The following is a 14601-nucleotide window of genomic DNA, read 5'->3' on the forward strand; positions in this document are numbered from 1 at the left end:
ACCGTCCATCACCGTGTAATTCATTCCCCCAGATGCGCAGACCCTGGTGCGCTGGATGCCGCCGAGCTTGAGTTGATCACCCTCCCATCTGCTTGAGTACGGCGGCGAGACTCGCTTGATCGATGTTGGCCAGCGGGAAGTCGGATGGCGTCACGCCGCCGGCGCCCGACTGGCAGTGCTCGACCAGCTCCCTCAGCACGGTCACGTAGCGGGTCGCGAGCCGCTGCACGGTCGCCTCCCGGTGCACATTGGTGCTGAAATACCACTCGACCAGCAGGCGTCCGTCCGGCGTCTGCTCGGCTTCGATGTGCAGAAGGTGCGAACGGTTCCCCTGTTCGTTCTCCGTCGGTCCGCACAGGTCAGCGGAGAGTTCTTCGCGAATCAGGCCGACCGCGTCGTCGCCCGCTGCGTCGAACGCTCCAAGGTAGTTGAACAGAACAGGCCGCGCAGGCGCTTCGACAACATTGTCGTCGCGTTCCAGATAGCGGAGGATTCCGTAGCCGACGCCACGGCGCGGCACGGTGCGCAGCTGCTCCTTGACCGTCTTGATCAGCTCGCCGTCGTCACCGAAACGCTGGTGACGCAGGCGCACCGGGAAGATCGACGTGAACCACCCGACGGTGCGGGACAGGTCGACGCCGTCGGCGATCGCCTCACGGCCGTGGCTCTCGAGGTCGATCGTGACGTCGCCGGTGCCCGCCCACTCGCCCAGCGTTCTGACCAGTGCGGCCAGCAGCAGGTCGTTGATCTGCGTGCGGTAGGCCTTGTGGGCCTCACCGAGCAACACCTCGGTGGACTTCGCGTCGAGCCAGCTGCGGACGGTCTCGCCTGACGCCTCGGTGTTGGCACCATGGTCGTCGACGGGCACCGTCATGACCCGCTCGGTCTGCGCGGCCCAGTGGGCGCGTTCGGCTTCCGGGTTGTCGGCGCGCAGCACTTCGGCCCACTGCTGGTACGACGTCGTCTTCGGCCCGAGCAGACCGCCCTGGTAGGCGGTGTCCAGGTCCTCCAGCAGGACGTTCCACGCCACGCCGTCCATGACGAAGTGGTGCGCGGTGAGTCCCAGCCAGGCCGGTTCCGCGCCGCGGTCGAAGTAGAGCGCGGCCACGAGCGGACCGTCCGCGAGGCTCAACGACGTCTGCGCCTCGGTCATGTGCGCGACGACCTCGTCGTCGTCCCTGGCGGTGACGACGCGCAGGACCTGCGTCAGCTCACCGTCGTTGTCCTGCACCCAGGTGTCCCCGTCCTGGCGGAACCTGATACGCAGGGCGTCGTGGTGGGCGATGACGGCGTCGAGTGCCCGCGCGAGCCTCTCCGGGTCGGTGCCGGAGGCCAGTTCGTACACGCCGGACCAGTTCCAGTGGTCGCGGTCCGGGATGTCCTGCTCGACGAACCAGTGCTGGATCGGGGTGAGCGGGACGGGACCGGTGACGACACCCTGCTCCGCCAGCATGGCCGTCGGGGTGTCCCGCACGACAGGAGCCAGCTCGGCGATGGTCTGGTGTTCGAACACATCCGCCACGTCGACACCCAGACCGGCGGCACGCGTGCGTGCCACGATCTGCAGACTCAGGATCGAGTCGCCGCCCAGTTCGAAGAAGTTGTCGTGCACGCCAACGCGTTCGAGGCCCAGTACCTGCGACCACACCTCGGCCAGCACGTCCTCGACGGACGTCCGCGGTGCCTCGAAGACCTCGGCCGCCGTCTCCGGCTCGGGGTCGGGCAGGCCCTTGCGGTCGACCTTGCCGTTCGGCGTGAGCGGCACCGACTCCAGCGCCACGAACACCGACGGGACGAGGTAGTCCGGCACGCGCTCGCGCAGCCAGGTCCGCAGTTCCTTCGAGCTGAACTCGCCTTCCGCGACGACGTAAGCGACCAGGCGCTTGCCGCCGTGCGGCCCGCCATCCCGTGCCACCACAACGACATCACGCACGTCGGGGTGGTCGCCGATGACGACCTCGACCTCGCCGGGTTCGACTCGGTAGCCACGGATCTTGACCTGCTCGTCGACACGCCCGAGGAACTCGATCGTCCCGTCCGCACGCCACCGAGCCCGGTCACCGGTGCGGTAGAGCCGGCCGCCGGCCGTGCCGAAGACGTCCGGCACGAACCGTTCCGCGGTCAGGTCGGGCCGGTTCACATAGCCGCGGGCCACCCCCGGACCACCGACCAGCAGCTCACCTGGCACACCCACGGGAGCCGGTCGCAGCGCGTCGTCGACGATGACGGCGCGGGCACCGGCCAGCGGGGTGCCGATGGGCACCACGGCCTGCGGATGATCGTCGCCGACCGGGTGGAAGATCGAGTCGATCGCCGCCTCGGTCACGCCGAAGACGTTGCCCGCCACCGCGTTCGGCGCCACCTCGGCCACGGCGGTGGTGAGCGCGTCGTGCGTCCACATGTCCGTACCCGAGATCACCAGCCGCAGGCTGTCGACGGGGCCGGCCGTCCGGCAGTGCGCCGCCAGGTCGCGCAGGAGCATGCCCGGGACGATCTCGGCGATCGCCACGCCGTCACCGGAAAGCGTGCTGTGCAAGGACTCCACGGACACGTGTTCGTCGTGCGGCAGAAACACCACCGTCTGCCCGAACGCCAGCGCGCGGGTCATGTCGCCGATCGACACGTCGAAACCAGGGCCCGACATCGACAACACCGCGCCGGGACCGCCCAGCTCGGCCAGTCCGTCACGCCATCCCGCCACGTACGACGAGAGTGCGCCATGGGTCACGGCCACTCCCTTCGGCCGTCCGGTCGACCCCGACGTGTAGGCGATGTACGCCAACGCGTCCGGGTCGATCCGGACCGGCGGACCGTCGAGGACGGTGCCGTTCGGAACGAGCACCTCGCCGGCGAACCCGGCGACCTTGCCCTTGACGACCGTGCTGTCCAGCACGAGCACCTCACCGGCGAACCCGGCGAGCTCGCCCGCGAGGCCTTCGGTGGTGACCGCCGCGACCACACCGGCGTCCGCGAGCAGGAACGCGAGACGTTCCTGCGGCAGGCCGGGGTTGACGGGCACGTACACACCGCCGCTGCGCAGCACGCCCTGGAAGGCGATCGCCAGGTCGATCCCGCGCGGCACCAGCACCGCCACCGGCGACTCCGCCGTCACACCGGCGCGCAGGAGCCGTGCCGCCAGCCCGGCGGAACGGGCGTCCAGTTCGGCGAACGTCAGGCGCTCGTCGCCGCACTTCGCGGCCACGGCCTCGGTGTGCGCCCAGCCGTGGATCAGTTCGGGCACCGGCAACTCGGCTTGTGGCACCGGGGTCTCGCCCTGCGCCACGAGCCGCGCGGCCTGTTCCGGACGCTGCAACGGCAGGTCGGCGACGGCCAGTTCCGGCTCGTGGGCGACGGCGGTGAGGACGACGACGAGCTGGTCGAGAACGCGCTCGACCGTGGCGGCGTCGAAGGCCGCCGTGGAGAACTCGGCCTCGATCTTGAGCGTGGCCTCCAGGTCGACCGCGAAGGTGAGCGGGTAGTTGCCCTGCTCCACGGATTCGACCGCGTCGGCCCACTCCTCGCCGCTGTCGGCGGGTGCTTCCTCCTGCGGATAGTTGCCGAACACCACCATGCTGTCGAACAACCCGCGGCCGTGCGGCACCGCGGACCACCGCTGCACGTCCACCAACGGCGTGAACTCGAACCGTTGCAGCGCGACCTGGTTGTCCTGCAACTCGTGCAACCAGGCGGAGAACGGCGTCCGGCCGGGGATCTCGGCCCGCACGGGCAGCGTGTTGATGAACAGGCCGACCATCGACTCGACCCCGGCCAGATCAGCCGGACGGCCCGACACGGTCAGGCCGAACACCACGTCGTCCTCACCGGAAGACGCGGACAACACCTTGGCCCACGCCGCCTGCACCACCGTCGACAACGTCACGCGCTCGCGCCGAGCCAGCTCGACGAGCCTGGTGGTGACGTTCTCCTCGAGGTGCGTGCGCCTCCGGTCCTGGGCGTAGTGGCTCGCGGCCAGGCGGTCCACCGGCAGTGCGGTGGGCGCCTCGAAACCGTTGAGGTAGGTGCGCCAGAACCCTTCGGTGGCAGCGGGATCGCGCTGACCGAGCCACGCGATGTAGTCGCGGTACGGCCTGGCGGGCGGCAGCGGCTGCCGCTGGTACGCGACGGACACCTCGTCCATGACGACGGGCAGGCTCCACCCGTCGCACAGCCCTTGGTAGAGACCCCAGATGAGCCAGTTCTGCCCGTTGCCGCGGTCGACGAGGTACAGGCGCGTCAACGGCGGCCGGGCCAGGTCGAAGCCGAGCGCACGGTCGTCCGCCAGCAACTCCTGCAGTCGCAGCTGTTGCGCGGCCTCGTCGAGATCCGACCAGTCATGGGTGGTCAGCGGCACGTCGACGTCGGCCAGCACGATCTGCACCGGCTCGCTGACGCCCTCCCACACGAACCCGCTGCGCAGCGCGGCGTGCCGGGAGATCACCTGACGCCAGGCACCGGCCAGCCGTTCGGCGTCGATCGGGCCGGCCAGGTCGTAGACGCCCTGACCCCAGTAGAGCCCGTCCCCTTCGTCGGGAGCACCGACGACACCGAACAACATGCCCGACTGCACCGGCGCGAGCCGATGAACGTCCACAAGCGACGGACAGCGTCCGGCGAGCCCGTCGACCTCGTCCTGGGTGAGGGTGGCCAGCGGGAAGTCCGACGGCGTGAACCCACCGACGGCCGAACGGCAGTGCGCCACCAGGTCGCGCAACGCCTCGACGTACCGGGCCGCGACCCGTTCGATGGTGGCGGTGTCGTGCACAGCGGCGGAGTGGAACCACTCGATGGACAACCGTCCGTCGGCGGTCTGCTGCACTTCGAGCTGCAACAGGTGCGAGCGCGTCCCGCCCTCACCTTCGCTCGGCCCGGCCAGATCGCCGTCCAGCTCACGACGGATCAGCCCGCCCGAGTCGTCGTTTCCGTCGTACGCGCCGAGGTAGTTGAACAGCACCGGCCGATCCGGCACACCGGCCAGTTCGTCCCGCAGCCAACGCAGCACGCCATAGCCCACACCACGACGCGGAACGGCACGGAGCTCTTCCTTGACCGCCTTGATCGCCGACGACGGATCGTCCTGGTTTGTGAGTCGCACCGGGAAGATCGAGGTGAACCACCCCACCGTGCGAGACAAGTCCGCGCCCTCACGGCCGTGGCTCTCCAGGTCGATCGTCACGTGATCGCTGCCGGCCCACTCGCCCAAAGCCTGCGCCAGAGCGGTCAGCAACAGATCATTGCCCTGCGTGCGGTACGCCTTGTGCGCATCGCCGAGCAGCGCCGCCGTCGTCTCGGCATCAAGCCACGACTGCACGATCGCCTCGGACGCATCGTTGTTCGGTCCGTCGGCGTCGGCCGGAAGCGTGACCACGTCCGCGGTCGCCGCGACCCAGTGCTCACGTTCACCGCTGGGATCGTCCTCCTGCAGCTGCAACGCCCACTGCTGGAACGAGATCGTCTTCGGCGGGAGCGAACCGCCCTGATAAGCAGTTTCCAGATCCTCCAGCAGAACGTTCCACGACACGCCGTCCATCACCAGGTGATGCACGGTCAGACCAAGCCACGCGGGCTGATCACCACGGTCGAAGTAGACAGCGGCGAGCAACGGCCCATCGGCCAGGCGCAACGACTTCTGTGCCGCGGTCATCTCCGCGACCACGTCTCCGCCGGTGACGCGCAGGAACCCGCCGCCATCGACCGGAGCGTTGAACTGGTCGTCCGCGCTGAAGCGGATCCGGAGCGCGTCGTGGTGCGAGACAAGGACGTCGAGCGCCCGGCCCAGCCGTTCAGGATCGGTACCAGGGGCCAGTTCGAACATCCCCGACCAGTTCCAGTGATCGCGGTCAGGAATGTCCTGTGCCAGGAACCACCGCTGGATCGGCGTGAACGGGACGGGCCCGGTCACCACGCCCTGCTCGGCCAACGACTCCGCCGGAGCGTCCCGCACTGCTGAGGCCAGCTCCGCCACCGACTGGTGCGCGAACACGTCCGCCACGTCGATGCCGAGTCCGGCGGCACGAACCCGAGCCACGATCTGCAGGCTCAGGATCGAGTCGCCGCCCAGCTCGAAGAAGTTGTCATGCACGCCAACACGTTCGACGCCCAGCACACCGCTCCACACCGCCGCGAGCGTCTCCTCGGCAGCGGTCCGGGGCGCGACGTACTGCTCACCGGCCGACTCAGGCTCCGGGTCAGGCAGCCCGCGCCGGTCGACCTTGCCGTTCGGGGTCAGCGGCAAGCGATCCAGCGCCACGAACACCGACGGGACCAGGTAGTCCGGCACCCGCTCCCGCAGCCAGGCGCGCAGAGCCGAACCGCTGAACTCGCCCTCCGCCACAACGTACGCGACGAGGCGCTTGCCGCCGTGCGGCCCACCATCACGAGCCACCACAACGACATCACGCACGTCGGGGTGGTCACCGATGACGACCTCGACCTCACCCGGCTCAACCCGGTAACCACGGATCTTCACCTGCTCGTCGACACGACCGAGGAACTCGATCGTCCCGTCCGCACGCCACCGCGCCCGGTCACCGGTCCGGTACAACCGCACACCGTCCGCACCGGGCACGAACCGCTCGGCGGTCAGATCCGGTCGCCCCACATAACCCTGGGCCACACCGGCGCCACCGATCAGCAGCTCACCCGGCACACCCACGGCCGCCGGCCGCAAGGCCCCGTCCACCACGATCGCCTGAGCACCGGCCAACGGCGTGCCGATCGGCACCACGGCGGCAGGGTGATCCTCACCCACTGGGTGGAAGATCGAGTCAATCGCAGCCTCGGTCACACCGAACACGTTGCCCGCCACCGCGTTCGGCGCCACCTCGGCCACAGCCGAAGTCAACGCGTCATGCGTCCACATGTCCGTGCCCGAGATCACCAGCCGCAGACTCTCGACGGGCCCAGCCGTCCGGCAGTGCGCCGCGAGGTCGCGCAGCAACATGCCCGGCACGATCTCGGCGATCGCCACGTCGTGCGTGCGCAGCGTGTGGTGCAACGACTCGACCGACACGTGCTCGTCGTGCGGCAGGAAAACCACGGTCTGACCGAACGCCAGCGCCCGCGTCATGTCCCCAATGGACACGTCGAACCCAGGACCCGACATCGACAACACAGGGCCGGGGCCACCCAGCGCGCGCAGCCCGTCACGCCACCCGGCCACGTACGACGAGAGCGCGCCATGGGTCACCGCCACCCCCTTCGGGCGGCCCGTCGAGCCGGAGGTGTAAGCCACGTAGGCCAACGCACCGGGATCAATGCGGACCGGCACCGCGTCGAAGACCGGCGACGCGTCGTCCAGCACCAGCACCTCGCCGGTGAAGCTGGCCAGCGCCCCGGTCGTGACGGCGACCACGGCGCCGACGTCGGCCAGCAGGAACGCGACGCGGTCCGCCGGCAGACCAGGGTTGACCGGTACGTAGACGCCACCGGCACGCAGCACGCCCTGGAAGGCCACCGCGAGGTCGATCCCGCGCGGCACCACCACCGCGACCGGCGATCCGACCGTCACACCGGCCCGCTGGAGGCGGGCGGCCAGGGCATCGGCCCGAGCGCCCAGCTCAGCGAACGTGAGCCGTTCGTCGCCGCAGATCACCGCGACCTCGGCGGAGGACCACCCGGCGATCAGATCCGGCACCGGCAGCTCAGCCGCGGGCGGAGTCGTGCTGCCCCACTCGACGATCTCGGCAGCCTGCTCCGGGCGATGCAAGGGAATGTCGCGCACCCGCAGGCCCGGCCGCCGCGCCACGGCGGTCAGCACGACCACCAGCTGGTCGAGGATCCGTTCGATCGTGACCGCGTCGAACGCCGCCGTCGAGAACTCGGCCTCGATCTTGAGCGTGGCCTCCAGGTCGACCGCGAAGGTCAGCGGGTAGTTGCCCTGCTCCACCGACTCGGTGGCCTGCAGCCAGTCCTCGCCCAGGTCCTCCGGCAGCTCCTCCTGCGGGTAGTTGCCGAACACCACGATGCTGTCGAACAACGCACGGCCGTGCGGCACGGCAGACCACCGCTGCACGTCCACCAACGGCGTGAACTCGAACCGTTGGAGCGCGACCTGGTTGTCCCGCAGGTCGTGCAGCCACGACGTGAACGGCACGTCCGCGGGCACGACCGTCCGGATCGGCAGCGTGTTGATGAACAGGCCGACGATCGACTCCACCCCGGCCAGATCGGCCGGACGACCCGACACGGTCAGGCCGAACACCACGTCGTCCTCACCCGCGGTGTCCGCAAGGACCTTCGCCCACGCGGCCTGCACGACGGTCGACAACGTGACGCGTTCGCGTCGTGCCAGCGCCACCAGTTCGGCGGTCACGTCCTCGTCCAGGTGCGTGCGCCGGCGATCCTGGGCGTAGTGGCTCGCGGCCAGCCGATCGGCGGGCAGCGGAGTCGGCGCCTCGAACCCGCCCAGGTACTCGCGCCAGAACGCTTCCGGCTCGGCCGGGTCACGCCCGTCGAGCCACGCGATGAAGTCCCGGTAGGGCCGGGTCGGTTCGAGGGCGCTGCCCTGATAGGCGGCGGACACCTCGTCCATCACGACGGGCAGGCTCCACCCGTCGCACAAACCCTGGTACAGCCCCCAAACGAGCCAGTTCTGCCCGTCGCCCCGGTCCACGACGTAGAGCCGCATCAACGGCGGCCGGGCCAGGTCGAAGCCGAGCGCACGGTCGTCGGCCAGCAGCTCTTCCAGCCGCACCTGTTGTGCGGCCTCATCAAGACCCGACCAGTCGTGGGCCGTCAACGGCACCTCGACATCGCCGAGCACCACCTGAACCGGCTCCGCCACGCCCTCCCACACGAAACCACTCCGCAGGGACGCGTGCCGGGCGATCACCGCACGCCACGCCGCCGCGAACCGCTCCACGTCGATCGGGCCCGCGAGGTCGTAAACGCTCTGTCCCCAGTAAAGCCCGTCGACGGGAGAACCCACGACACCGAACAACATGCCGGACTGCACCGGCGCCAACCGGTACACGTCCACCAGCGGATAACGCACCGCGAGCCCGTCGACCTCCGGCTGGGTCAGCGACGCCAGCGGGAAGTCCGACGGCGTGAACCCACTGGCGGACCGGCAGTGCGCAACCAGTTCGCGCAACGCCTCGACGTACCGGGCCGCGACCCGTTCGACGGTGGCGGTGTCGTGCACAGCGCTGGAGTGGAACCACTCGATCGACAGTCGTCCGTCGGCGGTCTGCTGCACTTCGAGCTGCAGCAGGTGCGACCGGGTGCCACCCTCGCCCTCGCTCGGACCGGCGAGATCGCCGTCCAGCTCACGACGGATCAACCCACCCGGGTCGTCGTTGCCGTCGTACGCGCCGAGGTAGTTGAACAACACCGGACGCTCCGGCACATCAACCAGTTGCAACGCGCCAAAGCCCACGCCAAGACGCGGAACAGCGCGCAACTCCTCCTTGACGGCCTTGATCGCCGCCGCCGAATCACTCTCGTGCGTAAGCCGCACCGGGAAGATCGACGTGAACCACCCGACCGTGCGAGACAAGTCCGCACCCTCACGGCCGTGGCTCTCCAAGTCGATCGTCACGTGATCACTACCGGCCCACTCCCCCAAAGCCTGGGCAAGAGCCGTCAGCAACAGGTCGTTGCCCTGCGTGCGATACGCCTTGTGCGCGTCACCGAGCAGAGTCGCCGTCGTCTCGGCATCCAGCCACGACTGCACGATCGCTTCGGACGCATCGGTGTTCGGTCCGTCGCCGTCAGCCGGCAGCGTGACCACGTCCGCGGTCGCCGCAACCCAGTGCTCACGTTCGCCGGCGATGTCGATGGTCTCGAGCTGCTCGGCCCACGCCTTGAACGACGTCGTCTTCGGCGCCAGCACACCGCCCCGGTAGGCGATGTCGAGGTCCTCCAACAGGATGTTCCACGACACCCCGTCCATCACCAAGTGGTGCACCGTCAACCCAAGCCACGCGGGCTGCGCACCACGATCGAAGAACACCGCCGCCACCAGCGGGCCATCAGCCAGCCGCAACGACTTCTGCGCCACGGTCATCTCCGCGACCACGTCATCGTCGCCCTCGACCACACGCAGGAACCCGGTCTCCACCGGCGCGTTGTACTGGCCGTCCGGCGTGAACCGGATGCGCAACGCGTCGTGGTGCGCCAGCACTGCGTCCAACGCCGCCGCGAGGCGACCGGGATCGGTGCCCGGTGCCAGCTCGAACATGCCCGACCAGTTCCAGTGGTCCCGATCCGGGATGTCCTGCGCCAGGAACCAGCGCTGAATCGGCGTGAACGGAACCGGGCCCGTGACAACACCCTGTTCGGCCAGCGACTCCGCCGGGGTGTCGCGCACGGCGAGTGCGAGCTCGGCGATGGTCTGGTGAGCGAACACGTCCGCTACGTCCACACCCAGACCGGCAGCACGCACGCGCGCCACGATCTGCAGACTCAGAATCGAGTCGCCGCCCAACTCGAAGAAGTTGTCGTGCACGCCAACACGATCCGCACCAAGCACACCGCTCCACACCGCCGCGAGCGTCTCCTCGGCAGCGGACCTGGGCGCGACATACGCCTCGCCGGAGGTCTCGGGCTCCGGGTCGGGCAGGCCGCGCCGATCGACCTTGCCGTTCGGCGTCAGCGGCAAGCGATCCAGCGCCACGAACACCGAAGGCACCAGGTAGTCCGGCACCCGCTCCCGCAACCAGGACCGCAGGACCGAACCGCTGAACTCACCCTCCGCGACGACGTACGCAACGAGCCGCTTACCGCCGTGCGGCCCGCCATCCCGTGCCAACACAACAACATCACGAACATCGGGGTGATCGCCGATGACTACTTCGACCTCACCAGGCTCGACCCGGTAGCCGCGGATCTTCACCTGCTCGTCGACACGACCCAGGAACTCGATCGTCCCGTCCGCACGCCACCGCGCCCGGTCACCAGTGCGGTACAGCCGCCCACCGCCCGCTTCGGGCACGAACCGCTCCGCCGTCAGATCCGGACGTCCCACATACCCCTGGGCCACACCGGAACCACCGACCAGCAACTCACCCGGCACACCCACCGGAACCGGCCGCAACGACCCGTCCACCACGTACGCCTGAGCACCCGCCAAAGGCCGGCCGATCGGCACCACGGCGGCAGGATGATCCTCACCCACCGGGTGGAAGATCGAGTCGATCGCCGCCTCGGTCACACCGAACACGTTGCCCGGCACCGCATTCGGCGCCACCTCGCGCACAGCGGTGGTCAACGCGTCATGCGTCCACAGGTCAGTACCGGAGATCACCAGGCGGAGGCTTTCCACCGGTCCCGCGGTCCGGGAGTAGGCCGCCAGATCTCGCAGGAGCATGCCGGGCACGATCTCCGCGACCTCGACGTCGTGGTCAACCAGCGTGCGGTGCAACGACTCCACAGTCACGTGCTCGTCGTGCGGCAGGAACACCACACGCTGACCGAACGCCAACGCCCGCGTCATGTCACCGATCGACACGTCGAAACCGGGACCCGACATCGACAACACCGCACCCGGACCGCCCAGCTCGGCGAGTCCGGCACGCCATCCCGCCACGTACGACGAGAGCGCGGCATGGGTCACCGCCACACCCTTGGGACGTCCCGTCGAACCCGAGGTGTAAGCGATGTACGCCAAGGCGTTCGGGTCGACCGGGGCAAGCGGTTCACCAGGCTCTGCGGACTCGTCGTCCACCAGCAGCACTTCCCCGGCGAACCCGTCCAGTGCCGAAGTCGTGACAGCGGCGACGACACCGGCATCGGCCAGCAGGAACGCCAGCCGTTCAGCGGGAAGCCCAGGATTGATCGGCACGTACACGCCACCAGAGCGCAACACGCCCTGGAACGCCACCGCCAGCTCGATTCCGCGCGGCACCAGCACCGCCACCGGCGACCCCACCGCCACGCCGGCCCTCTGCAGCCGGGCGGCCAGCGCGTCGGCCCGAGCGCCCAGCCGGTCGAACGTGAGGCTCTCCTCGCCGCACACCACCGCCACGGCATCCGGGGTCGCGTGAGCCCAGCCGTCGACGAGGTCGGGCACCGGCCGTTCGGCCGCCGGTTCCGGCGTCCTCCCCCACGCCACCAGCTCCGCCGCCTGCTCGGGCCGCTGCAACGGCACGTCGCCGACCGCGAGCTCCGGCTGTTCCGCGACAACGGTCAGCACGACCACCAGCTGGTCGAGGATCCGCTCGACGGTGGCGGCGTCGAAAGCGGCCGTGGAGAACTCGGCCTCGATCTTGAGCGTGGACTCCAGGTCGACGGCGAAGGTGAGCGGGTAGTTGCCCTGCTCCACCGACTCGGTGGCCTGCACCCCGCCCAGGTCCTCCGGCAGTTCCTCCTGCGGGAAGTTGCCGAACACCACGATGCTGTCGAACAACGCACGGCCGTGCGGCACCGCCGACCACCGCTGGACATCCACCAGCGGCGTGTACTCGAACCGTTGCAGCGCAACCTGGTTGTCCCGCAGCGCGGGCAACCACGCGGCGAACGACGTGTCGACAGGCACCGCGGCCCGCACGGGCAGCGTGTTGATGAACAGGCCGACCATCGACTCCACACCGGCCAGATCAGCCGGGCGGCCCGACACGGTCAGACCGAACACCACGTCGTCCTCGCCGGACGACGCGGACAACACCTTGGCCCATGCCGCCTGCACGACCGTCGACAACGTCACGCGCTCGCGCCGAGCCAACTCCACCAGCCCGGCAGTGACGCTCTCGCTCAGATGCGTGCGTCGCCGGTCCTGGGCGTAGTGGCTCGCGGCCAGCCGATCGACCGGAAGTGCCGTCGGCGCCTCGAAACCATCGAGGTACGTACGCCAGAACCCTTCGGCGGAGGGCTGTTCCTGGAGCCACGCGATGTAGTCGCGGTACGGCCGCACCGGCGGCAACGCCTGCCGCTGGTAGGCCGCCGACACCTCGTCCATGACGACGGGCAGGCTCCACCCGTCGCACAAACCCTGGTACAGCCCCCACACCAGCCAGTTCTGCCCGTTGCCCCGGTCGACGAGGTAGAGCCGCATGAGCGGTGGACGAGCGAGATCGAATCCAAGCGCACGGTCGTGGGCGAGCAGCTCGTCGAGCGCGGCCTGCTGGTCGGTCACGGCGCTCCAGTCGTGGGCCGTCAAAGGCACCTCGACGTCGACCGGCACGACCTGCACCGGTTCGCTGACGCCCTCCCACACGAACCCGCTGCGCAGCGGCGCGTGCCGGCCGATCACTTCACGCCACGCCGCCGCCAGTCGTTCGGCGTCGATCGGACCGGCCAGGTCGTAGACGTTCTGCGCCCAGTAAAGGCCGTCGACGGGAGAACCGACGACACCGAACATCATGCCGGACTGCACCGGCGACAACCGGTACACGTCCGCCAGCGGATAGCGCTCCGCCAGCAGGTCGACCTCAGGCTGGGCCAGCGCCGCCAACGGGAAGTCCGAAGGCGTGAAACCACTGGCGGTCCGGCAGTGCGCGACCAGTTCGCGCAACGCCTCGACGTACCGTGCGGCAACCCGTTCGACGGTCGCGGTGTCGTGCACAGCGGCGGAGTGGAACCACTCGATGGACAACCGGCCGTCTGCGCTCTGCTGCACTTCGAGCTGCAACAGGTGCGAGCGCGTCCCGCCCTCACCCTCACTCGGCCCCGCCAGGTCGGCGGGCAGTTCCCGGCGGATCAGCCCTGCCGAGTCGGCAGCGTCGTACGCACCGAGGTAGTTGAACAGCACCGGACGATCCGGCACATCCGCCAGGTCACCCTGCAGCCAACGCAACGCGCCGTAGCCAACGCCCCGACGCGGAACCGACCGCAGCTCCTCCTTGACGGCCTTGATCGCCGCCGCCGGATCACTCTCGTGCGTGAGCCGCACCGGGAAGATCGACGTGAACCACCCGACCGTGCGCGACAAGTCCGCGCCTTCGCGACCGTGGCTCTCCAGGTCGATCGTCACGTGGTCACTGCCGGCCCACTCGCCCAATGCCTGGGCCAGAGCGGTCAGCAACAGATCATTGCCCTGCGTGCGGTACGCCCGGTGCGCGTCACCGAGCAGCGCCGCCGTCGTCTCGGCATCAAGCCACGACTGCACGACCGCACCGGACGCCTCGGAGTTCGGCCCCTGACCGTCCACCGGGACGACCGTGACATCCGCCGTCGCGGCGGCCCAGTGGTCGCGCTCCTCCTCGGCATCGATGGTCTGGAGCTGCTCGGCCCATGCCTTGAACGACGTCGTCTTCGGCGCGAGCGAACCGCCTTGATAAGCGGTGTCGAGGTCCTCCAGCAGGACGTTCCACGACACGCCGTCCATCACCAGGTGATGCACGGTCAAGCCAAGCCACGCGGGCTGGTCGCCGCGATCGAAGTAGACAGCGGCGAGCAAGGGACCATCGGCCAGACGCAACGACTTCTGCGCCGCGGTCATCTCCGCCACCACGTCATCCGCGGCAACGACACGAAGAACCTCGGCGACCTCGACGTCGGCGTTGTGCTGGCCGTCGGGCGTGAACCGGATGCGCAGGGCGTCGTGGTGGGCGACAACAGCGTCGAACGCCCGCCCGAGCCGGCCAGGATCGGTGCCCGGCGCCAGCTCGAACATGCCGGACCAGTTCCAGTGGTCCCGGTTCGGGATGTCCTGTGCCAGGAACC

General features: G+C 69.3%; 1 protein-coding gene (cut by a window edge). It reads right to left on the reverse strand.

Annotated features, from left to right (window positions below; all coding sequences use genetic code 11):
* Positions 1-76: 76 nt before the first annotated feature.
* Positions 77-14601, reverse strand: partial view of a non-ribosomal peptide synthetase gene (locus BLR21_RS06575; protein ID WP_090004784.1) — the 3' end only. Its footprint extends 16423 nt past the window's final position; 14525 of the gene's 30948 nt are visible here — the last part of the coding sequence; its start codon lies off the right edge, out of view; its stop codon occupies positions 77-79.

It is taken from the genome of Lentzea albidocapillata subsp. violacea (assembly GCF_900100275.1).
GTDB lineage: Bacteria > Actinomycetota > Actinomycetes > Mycobacteriales > Pseudonocardiaceae > Lentzea > Lentzea violacea.